17 protein-coding genes are annotated in these 25686 nt (G+C 65.3%); 11 read left to right on the top strand and 6 right to left on the bottom strand.

Annotated features, from left to right (window positions below; all coding sequences use genetic code 11):
- From H4W01_RS01175 to H4W01_RS01165, 3 genes are all read right to left on the bottom strand, one after another.
- On the bottom strand, nt 1–1407 hold the full coding sequence (locus tag H4W01_RS01175; RefSeq protein WP_209609551.1) for a M20/M25/M40 family metallo-hydrolase: 1407 nt from the start codon (nt 1405–1407) through the stop codon (nt 1–3).
- A gap of 118 nt (nt 1408–1525) precedes the next feature.
- Nucleotides 1526–2497: an aspartyl protease family protein gene (locus H4W01_RS01170; protein WP_209609550.1), complete on the bottom strand. Its 972-nt coding sequence runs from the start codon at nt 2495–2497 to the stop codon at nt 1526–1528.
- Between the two features lie 42 nt (nt 2498–2539).
- Nucleotides 2540–4951 (bottom strand): ligase-associated DNA damage response DEXH box helicase, encoded by a 2412-nt coding sequence (locus H4W01_RS01165; RefSeq protein ID WP_209609549.1) that lies wholly within the window; start codon nt 4949–4951, stop codon nt 2540–2542.
- Between the two features lie 281 nt (nt 4952–5232).
- On the opposite strand from H4W01_RS01165, the gene H4W01_RS01160 reads away from it, so the two are divergent.
- Nucleotides 5233–6231 (top strand): ligase-associated DNA damage response exonuclease, encoded by a 999-nt coding sequence (locus tag H4W01_RS01160; protein ID WP_209609548.1) that lies wholly within the window; start codon nt 5233–5235, stop codon nt 6229–6231.
- A gap of 134 nt (nt 6232–6365) precedes the next feature.
- Here the strand turns inward: H4W01_RS01160 and H4W01_RS01155 are convergent, their stop codons facing one another.
- Nucleotides 6366–8978, bottom strand: coding sequence for a PAS domain-containing protein (locus H4W01_RS01155; RefSeq protein WP_010406583.1), 2613 nt, complete (start codon nt 8976–8978; stop codon nt 6366–6368).
- 366 nt (nt 8979–9344) lie between these two features.
- Here H4W01_RS01155 and H4W01_RS01150 point away from each other — a divergent pair, with 366 nt between their 5' ends.
- Nucleotides 9345–11651 carry a TonB-dependent receptor gene (locus tag H4W01_RS01150; RefSeq protein WP_209609547.1) on the top strand — a complete coding sequence of 769 codons (2307 nt, stop codon included), beginning with the start codon at nt 9345–9347 and terminating at the stop codon, nt 11649–11651.
- Nucleotides 11652–11680: 29 nt separating this feature from the next.
- Nucleotides 11681–14299: a M14 family metallopeptidase gene (locus H4W01_RS01145; protein WP_209609546.1), complete on the top strand. Its 2619-nt coding sequence runs from the start codon at nt 11681–11683 to the stop codon at nt 14297–14299.
- 39 nt (nt 14300–14338) lie between these two features.
- Here the strand turns inward: H4W01_RS01145 and hutC are convergent, their stop codons facing one another.
- Both hutC and H4W01_RS01135 read right to left on the bottom strand, forming a co-directional pair.
- Nucleotides 14339–15061 carry a histidine utilization repressor gene (gene hutC / locus H4W01_RS01140; protein ID WP_209609545.1) on the bottom strand — a complete coding sequence of 241 codons (723 nt, stop codon included), beginning with the start codon at nt 15059–15061 and terminating at the stop codon, nt 14339–14341.
- Nucleotides 15058–16440 carry a formimidoylglutamate deiminase gene (locus H4W01_RS01135; RefSeq protein WP_209609544.1) on the bottom strand — a complete coding sequence of 461 codons (1383 nt, stop codon included), beginning with the start codon at nt 16438–16440 and terminating at the stop codon, nt 15058–15060. The genes hutC and H4W01_RS01135 overlap by 4 nt, the downstream gene beginning before the upstream one ends.
- Nucleotides 16441–16541: 101 nt before the next feature.
- Here H4W01_RS01135 and hutI point away from each other — a divergent pair, with 101 nt between their 5' ends.
- The 8 genes from hutI to H4W01_RS01100 all read left to right on the top strand — a co-directional run bounded on the left by hutI (nt 16542) and on the right by H4W01_RS01100 (nt 25623).
- A complete protein-coding gene (gene hutI, locus H4W01_RS01130; protein ID WP_209609543.1) occupies nt 16542–17741 on the top strand; it encodes an imidazolonepropionase in 1200 nt (399 codons plus the stop codon).
- Nucleotides 17738–19267, top strand: coding sequence for a histidine ammonia-lyase (gene hutH, locus H4W01_RS01125; RefSeq protein ID WP_209609542.1), 1530 nt, complete (start codon nt 17738–17740; stop codon nt 19265–19267). The genes hutI and hutH overlap by 4 nt, the downstream gene beginning before the upstream one ends.
- Nucleotides 19264–20070: an N-formylglutamate deformylase gene (hutG, locus tag H4W01_RS01120; RefSeq protein ID WP_209609541.1), complete on the top strand. Its 807-nt coding sequence runs from the start codon at nt 19264–19266 to the stop codon at nt 20068–20070. The genes hutH and hutG overlap by 4 nt, the downstream gene beginning before the upstream one ends.
- 9 nt (nt 20071–20079) lie before the next feature.
- Nucleotides 20080–21747 (top strand): urocanate hydratase, encoded by a 1668-nt coding sequence (hutU, locus tag H4W01_RS01115; protein ID WP_209609540.1) that lies wholly within the window; start codon nt 20080–20082, stop codon nt 21745–21747.
- Nucleotides 21748–21755: 8 nt separating this feature from the next.
- Nucleotides 21756–22316, top strand: a complete 561-nt coding sequence (locus H4W01_RS01110) for a HutD/Ves family protein (protein WP_209609539.1) — start codon at nt 21756–21758, stop codon at nt 22314–22316.
- Between the two features lie 50 nt (nt 22317–22366).
- The gene (locus H4W01_RS22755) at nt 22367–22501 is read left to right on the top strand and encodes a hypothetical protein (protein ID WP_334685103.1); all 135 of its coding nucleotides are present in this window, start codon (nt 22367–22369) and stop codon (nt 22499–22501) included.
- A gap of 29 nt (nt 22502–22530) precedes the next feature.
- Nucleotides 22531–24255 (top strand): alpha/beta hydrolase family protein, encoded by a 1725-nt coding sequence (locus tag H4W01_RS01105; protein ID WP_209609538.1) that lies wholly within the window; start codon nt 22531–22533, stop codon nt 24253–24255.
- Nucleotides 24256–24426: 171 nt separating this feature from the next.
- Nucleotides 24427–25623 carry a hypothetical protein gene (locus tag H4W01_RS01100; protein ID WP_209609537.1) on the top strand — a complete coding sequence of 399 codons (1197 nt, stop codon included), beginning with the start codon at nt 24427–24429 and terminating at the stop codon, nt 25621–25623.
- Nucleotides 25624–25686: the final 63 nt, after the last annotated feature.

Genomic DNA, 25686 nt, shown 5'->3' with positions numbered 1-25686 from the left:
TTACCCTGCGAAAGTCTTCACCAAATCAAACAGATAGTCGCGCCCTTGATAGAGCGAATCCTTGCGCATCCGTTCGTTCAGGCCGTGCATGCCGTTGCCGTCATTATCCAGGAAGAAGCCCGGCACGCCGTATACCGGGATGCCAACCGCCTCGAGGAACACGCCATCGGTCGCGCCGGTCGACATGAGCGGCAGCAGCGGCAGGCCTGGAAAATGCTTCGCCGCCACCGCCTTGACCGGGCCGACCACCTTGGGATCGAGCGCGGGCGGGATGGCGGTCGGGCGGATCGGCGGATTGGCGGTCACCTTTACCTTGGGGCCAGCGAGTTCCTGCAATTTGGCGAGCGTGCCTTCCACCGTTTCGCCGGGGAAGATGCGGCAATTGACGTTGGCGGTGGCGCGCTGCGGCAGCGCGTTTTCGGCGTGGCCTGCACTCACCATCGTCGCGACGCAGGTCGTGCGCAGCGTCGAGTGCATCATCTTGTCGCTGCTGACGACCTTGTCCGCCGCCGCATCTTGCGGATTGGCGAGCAAGGCGGTGATCCCTGTGCGGAGCGGCGCTGGCGAGCCGAGCGCGGCCATGCTGAAGAACGCGCGCGTCGTCTCGGTGAACTTTATCGGGAACTCATAGCCCTGCACCGCCTTCAATGCATCCGCGAGCTGATATATGGCATTGTCGGGCACTGGCTGCGAACTGTGCCCGCCGGGGTTGGTCGTCTCGAAGGTGTAGTTTTGCGCGGCCTTTTCGCCGACTTGCAGCGCGATCAACTGCGGCTTGCCATCGGGGCCATAGCGCCCGCCCCCGCCTTCGTTGAGCGCGAATTCGGCATCGATCAGATCGCGCTTGTTCTTGGACAGCCATTCCGCGCCGTTAAAGGCAAAGGTGGTTTCCTCGCCGCAGGTCAGCGCCAGCTTGATCGTGCGCTTGAGGTGATACCCTTCGGCCTTGAAGCGGATCATGCTGTCGGCCCACACCGCCGCCATCGCCTTGTCGTCAACCGTGCCGCGCCCGTAATAATAGCCGCCCTCGTCGATCAGCGTGAACGGATCGCGCACCCAGTCGGCACGCTTGGCCTCGACCACGTCGAGATGCGCGAGCAGCAGGATCGGCTTGGCCTTGGCATCGCTGCCCTTCAGCACCGCGACCAGCCCGCCATCCTTGGGATGATCGGGAACCGCAAAATAGGTGATGTCCTGGTCGGCATAGCCCGCCGCCTTCAACCGCGCGCCGATTTGCGCCGCCGCCGTCGTGCAACTGCCGCTCGACAGCGTGGTGTTGGTTTCGACCAGTTGTTTGTAGAGGCCGAGATACGCCTGCTGGTCGGGCCGATCCTGCGCCGAGGCCGCGCTGGCCAGCCCCGCCATTCCCAAAATCGTCGCCCCCAAAAATGTGCTGATCGCGCGCATGGCAAAGCCCCCAAAAGTATGTCGGGAGGAGGCTAACGCAGCTTGGGCGTAACGCAACCGTTAGCGCGTGATGCCTGTCCTTGGACGGGGAGATTCCCGGGGGAGACGCCTTCCGACTCTAGCGCACGGCCTTGGCTTTGGGTTTGGCGAAGCGCAGTTCGTGATTGGCGAAATCGATCCGCACCTGCCCGAACAGGCGCAGCGCATCCATGCCGAGGAACAGCGCCGGGCGCGCTGTCAGCCCAAGCCGGGCAAAGGGTGCCGCATCCGAAAAGGCGACCGGCAAATTGGCAAAGCCGGTGTCGCCGATCGCGAAACGCGGGACCAGCCCAAACTGTGTCTCGAGCTTGCCGCCGGTTACGCTGAGCAAGGTCATCGGTTGCGCTTGCGCCAGATCATCCCCGACCAGTCGCTTCAACGCGAGATTGCCCATGCTGACGACTGCACCGGTATCGATCACCACCCGCACCTTATGCCCTTCATAGCTGGCATCGGTGACGACGAGCTGGCCCGCGCGATTGCGCGCACGGACCACGATGTCGCCCGGGCCGAACACCTCGCGCTTGGTGCGCTTGGTCGCCGGCACCACCGTCATCGTACGCGCGGCAAAATCGATCGTCACCGCACGGCCCTGCAGCGTATCGATCCCGACCAGACCCTGCCCGCCCAGATTTCCCGCGAGCAGCGCCGGCGCCTCAATCCCCGATCCGCGCAGCCGCACGCCCTCGGCCAGCGTCTCCGCGCCGATGCTGATTTCGGGCAGCACATACGTGTCTGCCCCGGTCGAACCCGCCATCGCGCTGATGCGAACGCGCTTGCCCGGTGCCAGAGCCAGCGTCGTCGCGAGGTCGCGCGCGATGACGGTGCGTTCGGCACCGGTATCGACGATGAAGCGAAACGGGCCGTTCTGGCCGATCATCACCGGCACCGACAGGCGCAGCCCATCATCGGTAAAGCCAAGCGCGTCGGCGGTCGCACCCGGTGTCTCTTGCTGCGTCGCAGCAGGCGGCGGGGGTGGCACGCGGGTCTGGGGCGGCGCGGCGGCAAGCACCGTTGCCAACGGCACGATCAAGAGGAGCGCCGGGGCCATTTGCACAAAGCTACGCCCGCATCCGGCCCGTAACAAGCCCGATCAATCGAGCCGCATCGCCTCCGCCGCCAGCACTTCGGCCTCCATCAGCAGCGCATCGTCCGCCAGCCCTTGCGCGATATGCTCGCGCCCGATCAGCGTCAGTACCGGCACCGCCAGCGGCGAAATCCGCTCCAGCGGCACGTGCAGCATCGTGTCCTGTGCGCGATCGAGCAGATCGGCCAAGCGCCCGACATCGGTCATCCGCGCGCGCGCATCGGCCCAGGCCGCCTGCAACAGCAAATGGCCGGGCTCATATTTGCGCAGCACATCATAGATCAGATCGGTCGAGAAGCTGACTTGCTTGCCGGTCTTGCGCTTGCCCGGAATCTGCCGCTCGACCAGCCCGCCAATCACCGCGACCTCGCGAAAGGCGCGCTTCAGGAGCGAGGATTGCTGCACCCAATCGACGAATTCATCCTCCAGGATATCGCGCGAGAACAACGCCGCCGGATCGGTGATCGGATCAAGCCCGAAGCACGCCAGCGCATAATCATTGGCGACGAAGCCGATCGGCTTCAGCCCCTGCGTCTCCATCCGCCGCGTGACCAGCATCCCCAGCGACTGATGCGCGTTCCAGCCTTCGAAACTGTACGCGACCAGATAATGCCGCCCCTCGCGCGGGAAGGTCTCGACCAGCAATTGCCCCGGCCTTGGCAACACCGAGCGTTGCTGCTGCACCTCCAGCCATTCGCGCACATCGTCGGGGAAGCGGTGCCACCCCGTGGGGCTCGCCAGAAACCCGCGCACGCGCTCGGCGAGATGGGTCGACAGCGGCATCCGCGCGCCGCCATAGCTTGGGATGCGCGCGGGGCGCGAGGTCGCGCGCACCACCACCGCCTCGGTATCAATCCGCTCGACCTCCAGGCTCAGCCCGGCAAAGAAGAAGGTGTCGCGCGGCGACAGCGTCGCGGCGAACCCCTCCTCGACGCGCCCCAATGTGCGGCCATTGCCGAAACGCACGCTCAGCATCGTCGCCTCGACGATGATCCCGGCGTTCAAGCGGTGCTGCGCGATGAAGCGCGGATGGCTGACGCGCCAGCTTCCGTCGGGCTCCTGCGTCAGCCGCTTGAACTTGTCATAGGCCTTCAGCGCATAGCCCCCGTCGCGCACGAAGCCGAGCACTTGCGCGAAGGTGTCCGCCGTCAGCGCGGAGTAGGGCAAGGCCGAGCGCACTTCGTCGAGCAGCGCCTCTTCGCGGAACGGCGCGGCACAGGCGCAGGCCATGACATGCTGCGCCAGCACGTCGAGCGCGCCCATTCGGAACACATCAGCATCCAGTTCGCCCGCCTCGATTGCGTCGAGCGCCGCGCGCGCCTCCAGATATTCGAAGCGATTGCCCGGCACGACGATCGCCTCGGAGGGTTCGTCGAGCCGGTGGTTGGAGCGCCCGATGCGCTGCAACAGCCGCGACGATCCCTTGGGTGCCCCCATCTGGATCACGCAATCGACATCGCCCCAATCGACCCCCAGGTCGAGCGAGGAGGTCGCCACCAGCCCGCGCAACCGCCCATCGGCCATCGCGCCTTCGACCTTGCGCCGCGCCTCCAGGCTAAGCGAGCCGTGATGCACGCCCAGCGGCAAGTTCATCGCATTGACCTTCCACAGATCCTGGAAGATCAATTCGGCCAGCGCGCGGGTGTTGCAGAACACGATCGTGGTCTTGTGCGTCTCGATCTCGGCGATCACCTGTTCGGCGGCATAGCGCCCCGAATGGCCCGACCACGGCACCCGCCCCTGCGGCAGCAGGATCGTCACATTGGGCGGCGCGCCCGCCGCCCCCCGCACCAGCCGCACCGCATCGATATCGCCATCGGGCGCAAGCCAGGCGCGATAGGCATCGGGATCGGCCACCGTCGCCGACAGCGCGACGCGCCGCAGACCGGGCGCGAGGCGTTGCAGCCGCGCCATGCACAGGCTCAGCAAATCGCCGCGCTTGCCGGTGGCAAAGGCGTGGACTTCGTCGACCACGATCGTCTTCAGCCCTTCGAACATCAGGCTGCTATCGGGATAGCTGAGCAACAGGCTGAGCGATTCGGGCGTGGTCAGCAGGATCTGCGGCGGGCGGATGCGCTGCCGCGCCTTGCGGTCAGAGGGCGTGTCGCCAGTGCGCGTCTCGACCCGGATATCGAGCCCCATCTCGGCGATCGGGGTGAGCAGGTTGCGCTGCACATCCACCGCCAGTGCCTTTAGCGGCGAGACATAGAGCGTGTGCAGTCCCTCGCTCGGGGCCTCGACCAGATCGGCGAGCGTCGGCAGAAACCCCGCGAGCGTCTTGCCCGCACCGGTGGTGGCGACGAGCAAGCCATGATCCCCCGTGCGCGCGACATCCAGCATCGCCAGCTGATGCGCGCGCGGCACCCAGCCCTTGGCGGCGAACCATTCGGTGATGGCGGGAGGAAGAGCGAGGTTCAAACCGTGCCCCAAAATCCCTCTCCCTTTGGGAGAGGGAGGGAGCCGCAAAGCGGCGGAAGGGTGAGGGTGACAGGTCGCGCAACGGCAAAACCTGTCACCCTCACCCTTCCCACGCCTGCGGCGCGGGCCCAGTTTCGGGTGAACAGCGCCCCGCGCTGTTCAGGTCGTGCCGGGGGCACGAGCGACCCGAAACTCCTCTCCCGATGGGAGAGGGAGATTGGCGCACCCCGCATAGATTTAACAAACTGGGAACCATCGGCCATCCCGCCCATATAGGCACGATGGCAAAGCTCGGCGACTGGGTCGAACCGCACCCGCACGGTCTCTATGTAAAACCCGCCGATCTGTGGGTCGATCCGGCGCGCCCGTCGCCGGTGGCGCTGGTGACGCACGGCCATGCCGATCATGCGCGCGGCGGCCACGGCGCGGTGTGGGCGACGCCCGAGACCCTCGCGATCATGGAAACGCGCTATGGCCCGCAAGCCGGGCATCCGATCGCTTATGGGCAAAGCCAAAGCTTCGGCGATGTCACCGCCACCTTCATCCCCGCCGGGCACGTTTTGGGATCGGCGCAGATCCTGCTCGAACATCGCGGCGAACGCATCGTCGTCTCGGGCGATTACAAGCGCCGCGCCGACCCCACTTGCGCGCCGTTCGAACCGGTCCAGTGCGACGTGTTCATCACCGAGGCGACCTTCGGCCTGCCCGTCTTCCGCCATCCCGATACCGGCGACGAAATCGACAAATTGACCAGCGCGCTGCACGCCAACCCGACGCGCTGCGTGCTGGTCGGGGCCTATGCGCTGGGCAAGGCGCAGCGCGTGATCGCCGAATTGCGCGCGCGCGGGCATGATGCGCCGATCTACATTCACGGCGCGCTCGAACGGCTGTGCGCGGTGTATGAAGAGCACGGCGTGGCGCTCGGCGAACTGCGCCCCGCCACCAGCGCGAGCAAGGCCGAAATGATGGGCCATATCGTGCTCGCCCCGCCCGGTGCGCTCGCCGATCGCTGGTCGCGCCGGCTGCCCGATCCGATCACTGCGATGGCGAGCGGCTGGATGCGCGTGCGCCAGCGCGCGGTGCAGCGCGGTGTGGAACTGCCGCTGATCCTGTCCGATCATGCCGATTGGGACGAATTGACCGACACCCTCACCGAAATCGCCCCGCGCGAAGTGTGGGTCACGCATGGCCGCGAGGATGCGCTGGTGCATTGGTGCCAGACACACCAGATCAAGGCGCGCGCGCTGGCGTTGCTGGGCTTTGAGGATGAGGACGATTAGCATCCCAACCGTTCGTTTCGAACGAAGTCGATAAACAGCAACAATTGCTGTTCCAGATTTCTCGACGTCGCTCGAAACGAACGGGTAAGAGTAATGCATTTACTTTACGGCCTAACACCGCCCCACATACGCCCTCATCGAAGCGTCTTGTGCAACATGCGCGAGAGTTGTTCGACCGAATAGGGTTTGTGCAGCAGCTCGAAGCCATCGGGCACGCTTTCGACCAGCACGCTGCTATAGCCGGAGGTCAGCACCACGGGCAGATCGGGATATTCCTGCCGGATCAGCTTGGCCAGAGCCACGCCGTTCATTCCGGGCATCACCACGTCCGAAAAGACCACGTCAAAGCGTGCGGCGTCATGCTCCAGCTCCGCGAGCGCTTCCTGGGCATTGGCGGCCCAGACTGTCACATAGCCAAGCTCGGCCAGCGACTGGGTGGTGAAGGTCCCGACTTCGATATTGTCCTCGACGACCAGCACGCACGCGCCGTGCCCATCGGCAACGCCTTCGACCGGCGCATCGGTCGTGCGTACCTTCGGCGCGTCGGCCTGTGGCAGATAGAGCGTGAAGGTTGCTCCCTCGCCGGGGCTGCTCTCGACCGTGATATCCCCGCCCGATTGTTTGGCAAAGCCGAACACCTGGCTCAGCCCGAGCCCGGTCCCTTGCCCGACGCTCTTGGTCGTGAAAAACGGCTCGAAAATGCGTTCGATCTGGTCGGACTCGATGCCGGTCCCGCTGTCGCGGATCGAGATCGCGACATAGCGGCCGGCAACCGCCGGATGCGCGCGCACCGCCGGAATGCCCGGCACCGCGCGCACCGCAATATCGATATGCCCGGCACCGTTCATCGCGTCGCGCGCATTGACCGCCATGTTGACCAGCGCGGTGTCAAGCTGGCTGGGGTCGACATTGGTGAAACACGGGCTGTCGGGCACGTCGATCGTAATATCGATGCGCGATCCGGTCAGCGTGCGCAGCATGTCGGAAATCACATACAGGCTTTGCCCGACATCGATCACCTCCGGCTTCAACGCCTGCCGCCGCGCAAAGGCCAGCAACTGCCCGGTCAATTTGGCGGCGCGTTCGGCGGTATCGGAAATGGCATCGATATAGCGCTCTCGCCGCTCGTCGCTTAGGCCGGGGCGCTTCAGCAAATCGGTCGCCGACTGGATGACGGTCAACAGATTGTTGAAATCGTGCGCCACACCGCCCGTCAATTGCCCGACCGCTTCCATCTTCTGTGATTGGCGCAGCGCGTCTTCGGCGGTCTGCAGCGCGCTGGTCCGCTCGGCGACTTGCTGTTCAAGCGAGGCGGCGAGCAGCGCCAGTTCCTGCTCGGCGCGACGCCGCTCGGTCGCGATGCGGGTCCGCTCGGCCACCTCGCGCATAAACGCGATCTCATCGGCATGCCATGTCCGCCGGGTCGCGTGATTGAGGTAGAGCAACGCCACCAGGCCGCCATGTTCGGTCAGCGGCATGTTGACGAAGGCACGCGCCGAAATCCCCTCCAGCTGCGCGGCGGTTTCGGCGGTGCGCGGGTCGGTACGCGCATCCTCGACGATCACGGTTTCCCCGCGTTTCAGATCATCGATATAGCTGCCATAGTCGCGAAACTGCAGCACCCCGGCCAGCGTTTTTACCCCCGGCGCATTCCAGTCGCGCGCGATCGTGATCGTCTCGGCGCGCGTATCGACCTCGCCGTACCCAGCCCGGCTGACATCGAGCGTTCGCCCAATGATCGCCGCCGCGGCAAAGGAAATATCGTCCGGCTCTTCGGTATCGCGGAACACATCGGACAGATCGACCAGCGCCGATCGCATGCGCTCGGCACGGCGTTGATCGGTGATATCGGTCGACACCCCCGCGATCCGCAACGCGCGGCCCTGCGCATCAAAGAACGGCTGCCCGCGCGATGCCAGCCAGCGCAATTCACCATCCGACCGATGAATGCGGTAGACGATGTCATAGTCATTGCCCTCCGCGATGCAGCGCTCGACCTCGGCCACGCTTTTGCCGCGGTCGTCGGGGTGGATCGCCTCCAGCCGATCCTGGTAGGTGAAGGGCTGATCTCCGCGCAGCCCGAAAATCTCCTTGCAGGTTTCCGACGCGGTCAGGCGCTTGCTGGCAATGTCGAGGCTCCACGTGCCGAACCGTGCCGCCCGCAGCGTAAAGGCGAGTTCGCGCTCATGCTCTTCCTGCAGCCGCAGCCGGTCGGTCAATTCGGCCATCAGCGAAGCGTTATCGTCCTCCAGCCCCTTCAACCGCTCGCGCTCGATCGTGACATCGACCTGGCTGGCGAAGAAATAGGCCAGCACGCCCTCGGTATCGAACACCGGGGCCATCAGCAGCCGGTTCCAGAAGGTCTCACCGTCCTTGCGGTGGTTGAGAATGTCGATCTCGAGCGGCTCGACCCGCTCGACCGCCTCGCGAATGCGCCGCACCGTTGCTGGGTTGCTCTTTGGGCCTTGCAGGAAGCGACAATTGCGTCCGAGAATCTCGTCGCGGGGATAGCCGCTCAAACGACAAAAGGCGTTGTTGGCGAACACCACCGGATTATCGGGCAGGCGCGGATTGGTTATGATCATCGGCATGCGCGTCGCGCGCACCGCCGCCACGAACGGATCGGTACCAAGGTCCGTCCCGGTCACCTCCGCGGCAATGCGCTGAGCATCCGCGCTCATTGGAGAAAGGGTATTGGCGACGCGGTCGCCGGGCGCGGTCACATCCGCCTTGTCATGGGTCGTCACGGAACACTCTATCGCAAGCTGGTCTCTACCATCACAACGCGACGAGCGGCGGAATGGTCCATTCCCTCACACCGAAGCCATAACCGGTGGGTCAGGCCTCACAGAACGGCAATCCGTTTTCCGGACATCACCCCGTTATTCGCGCGCCTGGAAGGGGCAGAACGGCCACTGCGGCGGGCCGCAACTCCATCGGAGAAGGATAAAAGTCTTTGCCTAAAAAATGAGCAATCATCCATTGTTCTGCCTACAATTTCGGCAATAAAATTTCTTGTCTAGACATTATTTTTGCATCATGATCCGAGTCGAAATACGCCCGGAGAGGCAAGGTCGCAGGAGGGAGGAGCAACGACAAACAAGGGGACTTTTATGCGTATCATCTCGGTAACGTCTCGGCTGCTTGGTTGCACTGCCGCTTTCGCTCTTTCGTCCGCCTTTGCCAGCGCCGCCTGCGCGCAAAGCACCACTGCGCCCACAACCGCTTCAGCGGCACCCGACAAGAACGCGCCAGATGGCGATATTGTCGTCACCGCCACCCGCCGCGACACATCGCTGCAAAAGACGCCGCTGGCGATCACCGTCCTGACCGGCCAGACCTTGACCAATGCCGGTGTCACCAACATCGCCGATTATGCCAAGTTCGTCCCCAGCCTGCGCATCCAGGACAATGGTCCGGGGCAGCGTCGCGTCAGCTTGCGGGGCGTGCAGACCTCAGGGGAAGCGACGGTCGGCGTTTATTATGACGACACGCCGGTCACCGGCTCGGTCGGCGTATCGAGCGACGCCGCCGGCCGCACCGCCGATTTCACCTTGTTCGACGTCAACCGCATCGAGGTGCTGCGCGGACCGCAGGGCACCTTGTACGGCGCGAGTTCGATGGGCGGCGCGATCCGCGTCCTCCTCAACAAACCGACCCAGGATTATGAGGGCAAGATCGAATCGCAGGTGGCTGGCACCAATGGCGGGGGCTTGAACTATTTCGTCCAGGGCATGGTCAACGTGCCGCTGGTCAAAGACCTGCTGGCCGTGCGCGCGGTGTTGTATCGCCGCGACAGCGATGGCTATATCGACAACACCTACCTCAAGCGCCAGAACGTCAACGATTATACCGCGACAGGCGGTCGCCTGATGGCACGCCTGACGCCGTCGTCCAACCTGACGATCGACGGCATGGCGATGATCGAAAATACCGACGCTTTCTCGTCGAACTGGAACCCCGCGGTCGGTACCTACAAATCCGCGACCAAGGTGATGCTGCCCTATACCGACCGGTCGCAGCTCTACAATTTGACCGGCAAGCTCGATCTCGGCCCTGCTACGGTCACCTCGATCACCTCCTATCAGCATCGCCGCTCGGCTTATGCAGCCGACGACAGCTATTACATCGCCAGCTATCGCACCGCTGCGAAATGCGCGGGCTATGTCAATGCCAGCACCGGTGCCGCCTGTTCGAGCGATCAGCTCACCAATTATTATGGCTATATCGACAGTCTGAGCCCCGCCGCGATCTATTATCCCGGCTCGACCAAGGACTTTACGCAGGAGGTGCGGATCAGCTCCGACGGCACGCATCTGTTCGATTGGACGATCGGTGGCTTTTACCAGAACCGCAAGAACAACGTGACATCGGAGGATGCGCGCGCCGACGCAACCACCGGCGATATCATCACGCCCAACCAGATTTTCTATCGTCGTGAGATCTTCGACAAGCTCGAGCAATATGCAGGCTTTGGCGAGGGGACGTTCCACCCGACGCCCACGATCGGCTTGACCGCAGGCATTCGCTATTTCAGCTACAACAAGACCGTGTCGGGTTTCACCGACATCGCCTGGACGCTGATCGGCGCGCCGGCGCGCCCGCTGTCGACGGTGAACTCGTCGGAAAACGGGACGTTGCTCAAGTTCAACGCATCGTGGCAGGCGAACCCCGACATCCTGTTCTACGCAACCGCCTCGCAGGGTTACCGGCCGGGCGGCGCCAATCAGGTGATCGGCCTTTCGGCGGATTTGACGCCGTATAAGTCGGACAGTCTGTGGAATTATGAGATCGGCACCAAGCTCGGCCTGCTCGACCGCAAGCTGACGCTCAATCTCGCAGCTTATCAGATCGACTGGAGCAACATCCAGGTCAGCGGCCGCACCACCAATGGCGCGTTCAGCTTCCTCTCCAACGCTGGCGCGGCGCGCATTCGCGGTGTCGAAGCCGAGGCGTTCGTGCGGCCGATGCGGGGGCTGCAGTTCACCTTCTCGGGCAATTACATCGATCCGCGGCTGACCCAGGATCAGGTCAACGCCTCGGTCGTCGCGGCGGGCCGCGCCGGTGATCGCATCCCCTACATCCCGAACTGGACCGGAGCTGCCGGTGCCGAATATACCGCGCCGATCAGCCCCACGCTCGATTTCTTCGCGCGCGCCGACTTCAACTATGTCGGATCGTCTTATTCGGAATTCCGGCCAACCAACGTCTATCGCGTCAAGATCGGTGCCTATTCGCTGACCAACCTGCGGGTCGGCATCGACCTCAAGCACAAGGATGCAGGGGTCTACCTCTTCGTCAACAATCTGTTCGACGCAGTGGCGATCAATCGCGCGTCGCAATCCTCAACCGCGAACTCCTACTCGGCCACCTCGGCAGCCCCGCGCACGATCGGGATCAACGTCCGCAAGAGCTTCTGAACGCTTTCTCCAGACAAAGGCAGACCTTCATGACCAGATCGCTTTCGCGCGCGATACGCGTGCTGTTCCTGACCTCGGCGCTGGGGCTGTGCGCCCCCGCCATGGCGCAAACCGTCCCCAGCCCCAAGGCAGTGCTGGAGCATGACCCCGGCGACGATTATTACCTCGCCAATTACGAGGACTCGATCCGCTATTTCCGCGCGCTCGCCGCCGTGTCGGACCGGATCAAGCTGTTCGATGCGGGCAAGACCACGCAAGGGCGGACGATGACCTATGCGGTCATTTCCTCGGCCTCCAACCTCGCCAATTTCGAGAAATACAAGGCGATCTCAAAGCAGTTGGCCGACCCGCGCGGGCTGACCGACGACATCGCACACACACTGGCGCGCGACGGCAAGATCATCGTCCATATCGATGGCGGAATGCATGCGAGCGAAGTGTCCGACCACCAACTGCCCCTGGCGCTCGCCTACAAATTGCTGTCGGCGAAGGATGACCGCGAAATCGACGCGATCCTCGACAAGGTCATCCTGGTGCTGTGGCCGACGCTCAATCCCGACGGGCAGGACATGGTCGTCGACTGGTATCGCAAGCAGCGCGGCACCAAATGGGAAACCAGCCGCACGCCGTGGCTGTACCAGGAATATGTCGGCCACGATAACAATCGCGACGGCTACATGCTCAACATGAAGGAAAGCCAGGTCGTCGTCGCGACCGAGCAGACCTATTCACCCGTCATCTGGTATTCGCAGCACCAGACCGCGCCGTGGCCCGCGCGCATCTGGGTGCCGCCGTTTGCCGATCCGGTGTCGCCGAACATCAGCCCGTATATGCGGATCTGGACCAACGCGCTCGGCACCAACATCATGACACGGATGCAGGCCGAGCAGAAGCCCGGCGCGATCGCCCAGGCACGGTTCGACAATTGGTATGCCGGTTTCCTCGATTACATTCACGTGTTCCGCAACACGATCTCGTTCTTCACCGAAACGGCGCATGACAGCGCGACGCCGATGACGAGCAAAGTCTCCGATTTCCCCGCCAATATGCGCGATCTCAAGCCGCAGATCATGTATCCCGATCCGTGGCGCGGTGGCGAATGGCACCTCAAGAACTCGGTCGATTATATGGTAACCGCGTCGATGGCGGTGCTCGATACCGCGCAAAAGTATAGCGAGACCTTGTTGTACAACCGCTACCAGGCCGGGCGCGACATGGTTGCGGCCTCCGCCAAGGACGGTCCCGCCGCTTATGTCATCCCCGCTGGCCAGACCGACATGCCCGAGGCGGCATCGCTGGCGCAGTTGATGATCGCGCACGGGCTCGATGTGCTGCAGACCGACAAGCCGACGCTGATCGGCGGGCAGAGCTATGCCGCCGGCAGCTTCGTCGTGCCGACCGACCAGCCCTTTGCCGGCCTCGCGCGCGAATTGTTTGAAAAGCAGACCTATCCGGATGCGATCCTCGACGGCAATGGCAAGCCCGTGGACCTGCCCTATGACGTAACCGGGTGGACCTTGCCGATGCAGATGGGGGTCAAGGTCGACCGCGTCGTTCAGCCGATCGCAGCGGAGGTGCGCGGCGACATGCACAAGATCGCCAAGGCCGCGCCGCCTGTCGGCCTCGTCAGCGGCGCGGGCACGACTTATCTGGTGAGCCGCCGCATCAACAACAGCTACCGTGTCCTCAATGCAGCACTCGCCGCCGGGGGCAAGGCGGTGTGGACCAGTGCCGCGCTCAAGACCGGAGCGGCACCCGAAGAGGCGATCGCGATTTCCGGCGTAAGCGCCCCGACCATGAGCAAGATCGCGGCGGACTTCAGCGTGGGCGTCACGGCCATGGCGGGCAAGGCCAGCGGGGTGCCTGTGCACAAAGGTCGCGTCGCGCTGTATCGGCCATGGGGTTCGAACATTGACGAAGGGTGGACGCGCTGGCTGCTCGAACAGTATGATTTTCAGCCGAAAAGCGTCTACAATGCCGACGTGAAGGCGGGCCTCAGCGGCAAGTTCGATACGATCGTCATTCCCGACATGGGCTCACCCAGCAAAGGGCGTCCCGGCGATACTGCGCCCGCGCCTGACGTGATGTCGTCGTATAAGGGCCCGCTCGGCACGCTGATGGACGGCTTCGCCGCCAGCCAGATGCCCGCCCCCTATGCTGGCGGGATCGGCAAGGAGGGTGCGGCCAAGCTGATGGCGTTCGTCCGCGAGGGCGGTACGCTGGTCGCGCTCAACAACGCGTCCGATGCCATCATCGACCTGTTCGGTTTGCCCGTCACCAATATCCTCAAGGATGTGAAGAGTGAACAGTTCTTCTGTTCGGGCGCGCTGCTCGCGGTCGATCTGACCCCTGGCCTCGCGGCGACCGCCGGGATGCCGACCGACCCGATCGTGATGTTCGAACGCGGGCCAGCCTTCGCGCCCAAGCCCGGCTTCCAGGGTGAGATCCTTGCATCCTATCCCGCAACCGGAAATCCGCTGCGCAGCGGCGTGCTGCTTCACCCCGAGAAGATCCAGGGCAAGGCAGCTGCAGTGTCGGTCCGCTACGGCAAAGGCACAATCTACCTCTACGGCTTCAAACCGCAGTGGCGCGCCCAGTCGCACGGCACCTACAAATTGGTGTTCAACACGCTCTACCCGAGCCAGTAAGCCACGCTCCGCTCCGGTCCTTGCGGCGGACCGGAGCGGCTAGCGCGTCGCGCCGTTAGTGGCACCGAACCGCGCGACCAGATCATAGCTGTTGCCGACAAAGAGCTGCCGCACATAGGTGATGCGGTCGCTCCCGCGCCAGGTGCGACGTTCGACGCAAAGACAGGCGGAACGCTGCGGAATCCCCAGCAGACGCGCTTCCTCAGGGGTCGCATCCAGCGCCGAGATGCGCGTCTCCGCCTCGGTCCACGGCACGTGCTTCAACAGCCAACTGCCCGGCGAGATCGCCTCGATGTCCGCCGCATCGCCGATATCAGGCACCGCCGCCACGCTGATCAGGCGAAACTCCAGCGCGAGCGGGATGCCGTCGGCGAGGTGCAGCCCTTCCAACTCGAACAAATCGCCACCGCCGGCCAGTTGAACCTCGTCTTCGACGCCGGGCATGGGAGGGCGCGAGCGGTGGCCGATCGGTTCATAGGCATAGGTCTGGCCGCGCTCGCGAATCTGCGAGGGCAGATCGGGCACGTCGAGCACCATCGAATGCATCCGCGGCCGCGCGACGAACGTGCCCGCGCGCTTGCGCCGGTCGATCAGCCCGGCCGCGAGCAACGCCGACAGCGCCTTGTTCACGGTCATGCGCGCGCAGCCATAATGCTGCATCAGCTCCTGCTCGATCGGCAAGCGATCGCCGGGCGCGAGCTCGCCCGACAGGATGCGCGCCTCAAAGTCCGAGCGAATGCGTTCGTGGAGGGGCTGTCTCATCCGGAAAGCGTCTCCAGCACAGTGCGATAGCGTGCGACGATGCGCGCGCGCGCATAATGTCGACCATGGCTAACCAACTTTGTGCCATATCGCCAGACGCAATCGATTCCCGCGCGGCCCGCCGCGAAGGTCAGCGCGTCGATCAATCCGTCGCCGGTCCGCCCGGCAAGCGAAGGATGGTCGAGATCGAGGCTGACGATATCCGCTGGCAACCCGACCGCGAGCCCGGACGGCACGCCCAGCGCCGCCGCGCCACCGGCAAGCGCCGCTGTGTAAATGTCCCCGCCGGTCGACCGCCCGGTCGCGCGCGCCAGCAGATTGCGACCGCGATGCGCGAGCCGCTGGCCATATTCGAGCAGGCGCATCTCTTCGGTCGCGTCGATCAGCACATTGGAATCGCTGCCCAGCCCATACAGGCCACCGGCGGCGAGGAACGGCGCGGTCGGGAAGATGCCGTCACCCAGATTGGCTTCGGTGATCGGACATAGACCGGCAACCGCACCCGAGCGCGCCATTGCCGTGGCTTCGGCATCGGTCATGTGCGTGGCGTGGACGAGGCACCAGCGCGCATCGACCGCTGCGTGGTCGAGCAGCCATTCGACCGGCCGCTGCCCGCTCCAGGCGCGGCACGCATCGACTTCGCCGGTTTGCTCGGCAATGTGGATGTGGATCGGGCGGTCGGCGGCAAGCGCGGTGAGCAGCCCCAGTTGCTCGGGCGATACCGCGCGCAAACTGTGTGGCGCGACCCCCACGATCGCATCGGGCAGCGCCGTCGCCGCAATATCCGCCGCGCGCGCGATGAGGCGGGCATAGCCGTCTATATCATGCAGGAAGCGCGTCTGGTCCGCTCGCGGAGCCTGCGCGCCAAAGCCGGCATAAGCGTAGAACACCGGCAGCAACGTCAGCCCGATCCCGCTCTCCGCCGCAGCCGCGATGATCGCGGCGCTCATCTGCGCCGGGTCGGCGAAGCGCGCGCCATCGCGATTATGGTGCAGGTAGTGAAATTCGCCGACGCGGGTGAAGCCGCCCTCCAGCATCTCGACATAAGCGAGCGCGGCGATCGCCTGCACGTCATCTGGGGTCATCCGCGCAACGAAGCGGTACATCACGTCGCGCCACGTCCAGAAACTGTCCTGCGCGGGGCCGCGAATCTCGGCCAGCCCGGCCATACCGCGCTGAAAGGCGTGACTGTGGAGATTGGGCAGGCCGGGCAGCGCGCAGCCATGCCGGTCGTCATCGGGCATCGCGGCACAGCCGGCATCCAGCGTGGCGACGCGCCCGTCTACGATGGTAATCCGCACATCGCGCGCCCAGCCCTCGGGCAGCAACGCTTGCTCGAAAAACAGCGAAGACTGCGGTGCGCCGACGGTCGTTTGCATCGTCTCGATCCCTGCCAAAAGCTGCACTTTTTGTCTATACATTAAACACGAAGGGTGCAATCACTCTGCCCACAAACGGTGATGCGCGGGAGTAAAGGACTGTGCGATGCGATTCGCTTTGGAGCAACGCGCGCTTGGTGACGGGCGGGGGCGAGGGCCTCGGGTTGGTCGAGCGCGGCTGCGTCGCGGCGCTTGACGGCAAGATCCTCTATGCCGGCGCCACCCTTGACGCGCCGCCCTTCGAAGCGACCAGCACGATCGACTGTGACGGGCGCTGGATCACGCCCGGCCTGATCGATTGCCATACCCATCTCGTCCATGGCGGCGACCGCTCGCAGGAATTCGAGTTGCGGCTGGCGGGGGCATCGTATGAGGAAATCGCCCGCGCCGGTGGCGGTATCGTCTCGACGATGCGCGCAACGCGCGCGGCGAGCGAGGACGCGCTGGTGGGCAGCGCGCTGCCCCGGCTCGATGCGCTGATCGCCGAGGGCGTGACGACGGTCGAGATCAAGTCGGGCTATGGCCTCGACGGGCCAACCGAGCTGCGGATGCTACGCGCCGCGCGTCGGCTGGGCGTAGAGCGGCGCGTACGGGTTGCGACGACCTTCCTCGGGGCGCACGCGCTGCCGCCCGAATTCGCGGGTGACGCCGATGGCTATATCGCCATGCTGTGCGACACGCTGCTGCCGCTGGTCGCGGCGGCTGGCCTTGCCGATGCGGTCGATGCCTTTTGCGAGGAAATCGGCTTTTCGCTCGCCCAGACCGAGCGGGTTTTCCAAGCGGCGGCGGCGCACGGCCTGCCGATCAAACTGCACGCCGAGCAGCTCTCCAACTTGCAGGGTGCCGCCCTCGCCGCGCGCTATCACGCGCTTTCGGCGGATCATCTCGAATATCTCGACGATGCCGGTGTCGCGGCGATGGCGCAGGCCGGTACGGTCGCAACGCTGCTCCCCGGTGCCTATTACTTCGTGCGCGAAACCAAGCGGCCGCCGATCGCCGCGCTGCGCTCGGCTGGCGTGCCGATCGCTCTGGCGACCGACTGCAATCCGGGGACATCGCCGCTGACGTCGCTGTTGCTGGCGATGAACATGGGGGCGACCGTGTTCGGGCTGACGGTCGAGGAATGCTTGCTCGGCGTCACGCGCAACGCCGCCCGCGCGCTCGGCTTGGCCGACACGGTCGGTACGCTCGCAGCCGGAATGGCGTGCGACCTCGCAATCTGGGATATCGAGCGTCCCGCAGAACTGGTCTATCGCATGGGGTTCAACCCGCTCCATGCCCGTATCTGGAGGGGTCAATGAACACGATTTTGCTAAAGCCGGGTGCGGTCACGCTGGCGCAGTGGCGTGCCTTATATCGTGGAGCCCCGGCGCGGCTCGACCCGGCGTGCGCACCGCGCATCGCCGAGAGCGCCGCTGCGGTCGCGCGCATCCTCGCCAAGGGCGCGCCGGTCTATGGGATCAACACCGGCTTTGGGAAACTGGCGAGCGTGCGGATCGGCGATGACGATCTCGCAACGCTCCAGCGCAACATCGTGCTGAGCCATGCGGCCGGCACCGGCGCGCCGTCGCCCGTGCCGATCGTCCGGCTGATGATGGCACTGAAGCTGGCGAGCCTGGGGCAAGGGGCATCGGGCGTGCAGCCGCAGACGATCGCCTTGCTCGAGGCGATGCTCGACCAGGGCTTGACCCCGGTCGTCCCGTGCCAGGGCTCGGTCGGCGCGAGCGGCGATCTCGCGCCGCTGTCGCACATGGCGGCGACGATGATCGGGGTCGGCGAAATCTGGGTGGGCGACAAGCGCGTTCCGGCGCGCGCCGCGCTCGATCAGGCAGGGCTCGCGGTCCTCGAGCTTGGCCCGAAGGAAGGACTGGCGCTGCTCAACGGCACGCAATTCTCCAATGCCAATGCGCTGGCCGGGCTGTTCGAGGCGGAATTGCTGTTCAAATCGGCGCTGATGACCGGCGCGCTGTCGACCGAGGCGGCCAAGGGATCGGACACGCCGTTCGACCCGCGCATCCACGCGCTGCGTCGCCATGCCGGACAGATCGAAACCGCTGCCGCGTTGCGGACGCTGATGGATGGCTCTGCGATCCGCGCGAGCCATCTCGAAAACGATGCGCGCGTGCAGGATCCCTATTGCCTGCGCTGCCAGCCGCAGGTGATGGGCGCGGCGCTCGACATCCTGCGCCAAGCCGCGACGACATTGGCGATCGAAGCGAATTGCGTGTCCGACAATCCGCTGATCTTTCCCGAGACCGACGAAGCGCTGTCGGGCGGGAATTTCCATGCCGAACCGGTCGCCTTTGCCGCCGATATGATCGCGCTCGCGATTTGCGAGATCGGTTCGATTTCGGAGCGGCGGATTGCCATGCTGGTCGACCCCGCCCTCTCCGGCCTGCCAGCGTTCCTGACGCCCAAGCCCGGCCTCAACTCGGGCTTCATGATCCCGCAAGTCACCGCCGCCGCGCTCGTTTCGGAGAATAAGCAACGCGCCTATCCCGCCAGCGTCGATTCGATCCCGACCTCCGCCAACCAGGAGGACCATGTCTCGATGGCCGCGCACGGCGCACGGCGCCTGCTGGAAATGGCCGAGAATGCGAGCGCAGTGATCGGCATCGAATATCTGGCGGCAGCGCAAGCGATCGATTTCCATGCGCCGCTCGCCAGCAGCACGGTGTTGCAGGCCGCCCATGCCTGCCTGCGGGCAGACGTGCCGCATCTATCGGACGACCGGCATTTCCATCCCGATATGGAAGCCGCCAACCGGCTGGTGCGCTCAGGCGCGCTGGTCGCGATCGCGGGTGACCTGCTGCCGGGGGTGGCATGAGCGACTGGCTGCACGTCGATCGCGGCGACGCGCCGCTGATCGTCGCCTTTCCCCATACCGGTACCGATCTCGCCGATGTGAGCGACAGCTTCGTTTCGTCGTGGCGTGCACAGCGCGATGCGGATTGGTGGATCGATCGGCTCTATGCCTTCGCGCGCGACCTCGGCGCGACGACGGTGCGCACCACGATTTCGCGCAGCGTGATCGACGTGAATCGCGATCCGTCGGGCGCGTCGCTCTATCCCGGCATGGCAACGACCGAATTGTGTCCGACGACAACCTTTGACGGCACGCCGCTCTATCGCGGGGCCGTGCCCGATGCGGCGGACATTGCGCGGCGGCGGACGCTGTGGTTCGATCCGTACCATGCCGCGCTGGCGGCCGAGATCGCACGGCTGCGCGACGCATACCCCGCCGTCGTGCTGTACGACGCGCATTCGATCCGCAGCCGCATCCCGCGCCTGTTCGAGGGCGAACTGCCCCAGTTCAACATCGGCACCCATGACGGCGCGAGCTGCGCACCCGCGCTGGCCGAGGCGGTTGCGGGCCTGTGCGCGGCGAGCGGCCTTGGTCATGTGCTCGATGGTCGCTTTCGCGGTGGCTGGACCACCCGACATTATGGTCGGCCGGAAACGGGCGTGCACGCGATCCAGATGGAGCTCGCGATGCGCGGCTATCTGGACGAATCCGATGAGCCCGCGCCCGGCATGTGGCCGCCACCCTATGACGCCGCGCGCGCCGCACCGCTCGCGACCACGCTTTCCGACATCTTGAAGGCCTGTCTCGCCTTCGCCCAAGCCTAAGGACTCGCCATGACTCGCCTCGACAACAGCCGCGACATCCGCGCGGCGACCGGCACCGACCTCACCGCCAAGAGCTGGCTGACCGAAGCCCCCTTGCGCATGCTGATGAACAATCTCCACCCCGACGTCGCCGAACGGCCCGAGGAACTGGTCGTCTATGGCGGCATCGGTCGCGCCGCGCGCGATTGGGAAAGTTACGATAAGATCGTCGAGACGCTGCGCCGACTGGAGGCCAATGAGACGCTGCTCGTCCAGTCGGGCAAGCCGGTCGGCGTGTTCCGCACCCATGCCGATGCGCCGCGCGTGCTGATCGCCAATTCCAACCTCGTGCCGCATTGGGCGACGTGGGAGCATTTCAACGAACTCGATCGCAAGGGGCTGGCGATGTACGGCCAGATGACCGCCGGATCGTGGATCTATATCGGCACGCAGGGCATCGTGCAGGGCACCTATGAGACCTTCGTCGAGATGGGTCGCCAGCATTATGGTGGTGACCTGTCGGGCAGATGGCTGCTCACCGCCGGTCTCGGCGGCATGGGCGGCGCGCAGCCGCTTGCGGCGGTGATGGCGGGCGCATCGTGCCTCGCGATCGAATGCCAGCAGAGCCGCATCGATATGCGGCTGCGCACCGGCTATCTCGACGTCGCCGCCGCGACGATCGAGGAGGCGATGGCGATCATCGAACAGAGTTGTGCCGACAAGACGCCGGTCTCGGTCGGCCTGGTCGGCAATGCGGCGGAAATCCTGCCCGAGCTGTATCGCCGTGGCATCCGCCCCGATCTGCTGACCGACCAGACCAGCGCGCACGATCCGATCAACGGCTATCTCCCGATCGGCTGGAGCGTGGCGAAGTGGGCCGAGGGCCGCGAGCGCGACCCGCAGGCGGTGGCAGCCGCCGCCAAGCAATCGATGGCGGTGCATGTCCGGTCAATGCTTGATTTCCAGGCAGCCGGCGTGCCGACCACCGATTACGGCAACAACATCCGCCAGGTCGCCTTCGACGCAGGCGTCACCAATGCGTTCGATTTTCCAGGGTTCGTACCGGCCTATATCCGCCCGCTCTTCTGCCGCGGCGTCGGGCCGTTTCGCTGGGTCGCCTTGTCGGGGGATCCCGAGGATATCTACAAGACGGATGCCAAGGTGAAGGAGTTGCTGCCCGACGATACGCACCTGCATCACTGGCTCGACATGGCGCGTGAGAAGATCCAGTTTCAGGGCCTCCCGGCGCGGATTTGCTGGGTTGGCCTTGGCGACCGCCACCGCCTTGGCCTCGCCTTCAACGCAATGGTCGCCAGCGGCGAATTGAAGGCCCCGGTGGTGATCGGACGCGATCACCTCGACTCAGGTTCGGTCGCGTCGCCCAACCGCGAAACCGAAGCGATGCGCGACGGCAGCGACGCGGTGAGCGACTGGCCGCTGCTCAATGCGTTGCTCAACACGGCGAGCGGCGCGACCTGGGTGTCGCTGCACCATGGCGGCGGGGTTGGCATGGGCTATTCACAACATTCGGGGATGGTGATCGTCGCCGATGGCACGCCGGAAGCGGCGGCGCGGTTGGAACGCGTTTTGTGGAACGACCCGGCGACCGGCGTGATGCGCCATGCCGATGCGGGGTATGACATTGCGCTGGACTGCGCTCGCGAGAAGGGGCTCGACTTGCCCGCCATCCTGGGGTGAGCGACGGCGTGCTGATCCGGGCGGACGCACGTCCGCAAGTGGCGTGGAAAAATGGCGGGGGCGTGACGCGCGCGCTCGCCAGCTTTCCCGACGATGCCGGGATGGAGAGCTTCGCCTGGCGGTTGAGTGCGGCGCGCGTCGACGTGCCCGGGCCCTTTTCGCATTTTGCGGGGGTGGATCGCACCCTTGCGATCCTTTCCGGGCGGTTGCTGCTGAACGTGGCGGGCGCGGCACCGATCACGCTCACACCGCACAGCGCGCCCTACACTTTCGCAGGCGATGTCGCTGCTTTCGGCACCCCCGAAAACGGCCCCGTGCTCGATCTAAACTTGATGGTGCGGCGCACTGCGGGCGTAGGCGAGATGCGAATGGTGTCGGCCGGTCCCATCTTCGGCGTCGGTGCTGGAGCGATCCTTGTCGCGACAGCCGACATGGCGCTTCACATCGGCACCCGCGCCATCCCGATGCAGGCGTGCGACGCTTTCCGCTTCGATACCGGGCCCGACGCGGCCCTTAGCGTCACCGCACCGGCACACATCGTCTCCATCACCCTCGCTGCGGCGGTGTGAGGCCCCGGCGACCTGCCAGACATCGTTCGACACACGACAGCGGGAGCGGCGTGGTCTATACGGCGCGGATGGCGTTCGCTCCGCTCTCCATGGCGCTGCCGCTCGGCAGCGCTGCCGTTATCACTGGGATTGCGGTGACGCTGGGCTACTGCCTGTCGCTGCGCGGCAGGGCACGCGCCGCCTAGTTCAACCATTATTGAGGGGGAAACACGGAATGTACGGAATCATCCGAACGAGCGCGGCCCTTGCGGCATCGGTTGCAATGGCCGCCATCGCCCCCGGCGCGGCGCATGCCCAGCAAGCCGCAGGCGAGTGGCACGGCACGCTCAGCATTCCTCCCGGCGTCGTGCTGCGGATCGGCGTGACGATCAGCCCCAAGGCTGACGGCGGCTATCAGGGCGTGATGCAGAGCCCCGACCAGACCCCCGCACTAATCCCGCTGGACGCGGTGAAGGTGGAGGGCGACGCGCTCAGCTTCGCCGTCGACGCGATCCACGCCAGCTATGCCGCTCGCTGGGATGCGGCGCGCAAGGCGTGGGTCGGCGAATGGCGGCAGGGCAAGGCGCTGCCGCTGGTGCTGACCGCCGGCAAGCCCGATGCGCGTCCGGTGATCACCGGCTTGGACGGCGACTGGGCCGGGACCATCACCCCGGCGGGCGCGACGATCCGCCTGGTGCTCCATGTCACGACCGATGCCCGGGGCACGGTAGTGAGCCTGGATTCGCCCGACCAGCTCGCCTTCGGCCTGCCGCTGCCCACGCTCACGCGCGAGGGCCAGAAGGTCCGCTTCACCGTCAACGGCAGCCGCTTCGAAGGGACGCTATCGGCGGACGGCCGCACGATCGACGGCACATGGGAAGGGCCAAACTATAAGGGTCCGCTGGTCTTTACCCCGCAAGCGAAGCAGGCTGCGGTGCCGAAGCGCCCGCAGACCCCGCAGCCACCCTTTCCCTATCGCACCGAGGACGTGGCCGTGGAGAGCGCCCCGGGGGTGAAGCTCGCGGGCACGCTCACCCTGCCTGCGGGCAAGGGCCCGTTCCCGGCGGTGGTGTTGATCACGGGTTCGGGGCCCCAGGACCGCGACGAAACGATCTTCGGCCATAAGCCCTTCGCGGTCATCGCCGATCGGCTGACGCGCGACGGCATCGCGGTGCTGCGCATGGACGACCGAGGCGTCGCAAAGTCGACCGGCGACTTTGCCGCCGCGATCGACGACGACTTCGCGGTGGATACCGCCGCCGACGTGGCGTTCCTGCGCACCCGCGCCGATATTGATCCGGCGCGGATCGGCCTGATCGGCCATAGCGAGGGCGGGATCGTGGCACCGAAGGTTGCCGCGAAGGATCCGAGGATCGCGTTCATCGTCCTGATGGCGGGGCCCGGCGTGCCGCTGTCGCAGGTGCTCGCGGCGCAGCGCGCCAGGCTTGCCCCGGCAATGGGTCAGACGCCCAAGCAGGTCCGTCAGACACAGGCGCTGACCGACCGCATGGTGTTGGCGATGCGCGGATCGAAAGACGAGGCCGAGGCCCACGCGCGGGCGATGAAGGTTATCACGGGCGAGGGTGCCGATCTGATCCGCTCGCACGAGCAAGCCGAAGCGATGGCAACTACGCTGAGCTCGAAATGGATGCGCGATCTGTTCGACTATGATCCGGGCCCGACGCTCGAAAAGGTAAAATGCCCGATCCTGGCACTGAACGGCTCGAAGGACGGCCAGGTGCTGCCCGAGCAGAACCTGCCGCCAATCCGGACGGCGACCAAGGGCAATCCCGATGTCACAATTGTCGAGCTGCCGGGTCTCAATCATCTGTTCCAGACGGCAAAGACAGGCGCTTTGGGCGAATATGCCGATATCGAGGAGACCGTGGCACCGGTCGCGCTCGACACGATGGCAGACTGGATCCGCAAGCGCGTTCTGATCAACCGTACCGTGCGCTGAGCGTCAGGCCCCGTGATCGGGTCGGCACCAGCGTCGCTTTCAGCGTTGGTGCCTCACCATTTCCCTCGACATACGGTGGCTTATCCAGCGTTGGCAGGCGTTGCGATGTGCTGCGCGCAAGCGCACACTGTCGCACGCGGCGTTTTTGTCTGATCTTCAAAAAGGCACTCCATGCGTTTCCTGATTCTAGCTGTGCTGGCACTCGCCACGCCCGTACGGGCGCAAGAGATCGCGGCCCTGCCGACCCAGGGGCACCCGTTTGCGGCACTGCCGCTACCAGGCGCGGTGATCGTGACGGTCACAGCAAATGGACGGCCTGATAGCGCAACAGGGCTGCGAGTCTTTACGGGCACCTCGCCTGCCGCGCTGAAGTTCGACTGCTTTCAAGCGGTGGATGCGAAGCAGGTGCATGCGATCGCGATCTCGGCGGACCGGAACACGCTGGTCGTGGCGGCGGGGGATGCTGGCCTGCAACTGTTTAGCCGTGCCGCCGTAATCGATGGCTGCCACGCGAGCCCGGTAACGGTCTCGCTCGGAAGCGCGGCGTCGCGGCAAGGCAGCATCGATGTTACGATCTCGCCAGACGGTCGCTATGCCTTCGTCGCGAACGAATATGGCGTCGTGTCGACCGATGCTGCGGGGCACGACCTGCGCGGTCACGTCGCCATCGTCGCGCTTTCCTATGACGATAAGGGAGCACCGACCGGCGGCAGGGTGGTGGGCCGCGTCGCAACGGGTGCCGCCGCGGTCACCAGCGTGGTGCTGTCGCGCGACGGACGCAGGCTCTACGTGACCAGCGAAGTGGCGCGGCCCGGTGCGCGGTTGGCCAATGCGACCGTGCCAAAGCTCGCGCATGGCGGTTGCCGACAGGGCGATGGTCCCGCGCAGCCGTTCGGCTTGTTGTCGGTGATCGACGTCGCCCGGGCCGAAGCTGGCGATGCCCGCTCGGTGATTTCAGCGACAGCGGCGGGGTGCTCGCCGGTGCGGGCGGCGGTGTCACCCGATGGGCAAACGGTGTGGGTGGCGGCGCGGGGCGACGACAAGGTCCTCGCCTTCTCAACAGACCGGCTTGAAACCGATCCGGCACAGGCGTTTTTGGGGGAAAGCGACAGCGGCGGGCAGGCACCGGTCGGGCTTGCGGTGTTCGCTGGCGGAAAGCGCCTGGCCGTTGCGAACTCCAATAGGTTTGGCGGAGCGACGGCCACGGGAAACCTCGCCTTGCTCGACGCTGTGCCAAGTGCGCCCAAACTGACGGCGTCCATTCCGGCCACACACTTTCCGCGCTCGGTCAGCGTCGGCGACGACGGACAGACACTTTTCCTGACCGACTATAATGGCGGACAGGTGCAAGTGCTTGTAACGAATTAGGCCCAGCCATGCCCGCCAGAGCCATCGCGTTTCCCATGCAGTGGCATGGTCAAGACCGGCTTA

This window comes from Sphingomonas sp. PL20 (assembly GCF_017875905.1).
In the GTDB taxonomy this organism is placed as follows: Bacteria; Pseudomonadota; Alphaproteobacteria; order Sphingomonadales; family Sphingomonadaceae; genus Sphingomonas; species Sphingomonas echinoides.
Note: the sequence above shows the minus strand (reverse complement) of the source record. Positions and strands in the feature narration are given on the sequence as shown.

Coding starts and splice junctions, on each gene's coding strand:
- H4W01_RS01175 (WP_209609551.1), bottom strand. CDS start 1,407: ATGCGCGCGATCAGCACATTTTTGGGGGCGACGATTTTGGGAATGGCG.
- H4W01_RS01170 (WP_209609550.1), bottom strand. CDS start 2,497: ATGGCCCCGGCGCTCCTCTTGATCGTGCCGTTGGCAACGGTGCTTGCC.
- H4W01_RS01160 (WP_209609548.1), top strand. CDS start 5,233: ATGGCAAAGCTCGGCGACTGGGTCGAACCGCACCCGCACGGTCTCTAT.
- H4W01_RS01150 (WP_209609547.1), top strand. CDS start 9,345: ATGCGTATCATCTCGGTAACGTCTCGGCTGCTTGGTTGCACTGCCGCT.
- H4W01_RS01145 (WP_209609546.1), top strand. CDS start 11,681: ATGACCAGATCGCTTTCGCGCGCGATACGCGTGCTGTTCCTGACCTCG.
- hutC (WP_209609545.1), bottom strand. CDS start 15,061: ATGAGACAGCCCCTCCACGAACGCATTCGCTCGGACTTTGAGGCGCGC.
- H4W01_RS01135 (WP_209609544.1), bottom strand. CDS start 16,440: ATGCAAACGACCGTCGGCGCACCGCAGTCTTCGCTGTTTTTCGAGCAA.
- hutH (WP_209609542.1), top strand. CDS start 17,738: ATGAACACGATTTTGCTAAAGCCGGGTGCGGTCACGCTGGCGCAGTGG.
- hutG (WP_209609541.1), top strand. CDS start 19,264: ATGAGCGACTGGCTGCACGTCGATCGCGGCGACGCGCCGCTGATCGTC.
- hutU (WP_209609540.1), top strand. CDS start 20,080: ATGACTCGCCTCGACAACAGCCGCGACATCCGCGCGGCGACCGGCACC.
- H4W01_RS01105 (WP_209609538.1), top strand. CDS start 22,531: ATGTACGGAATCATCCGAACGAGCGCGGCCCTTGCGGCATCGGTTGCA.
- H4W01_RS01100 (WP_209609537.1), top strand. CDS start 24,427: ATGCGTTTCCTGATTCTAGCTGTGCTGGCACTCGCCACGCCCGTACGG.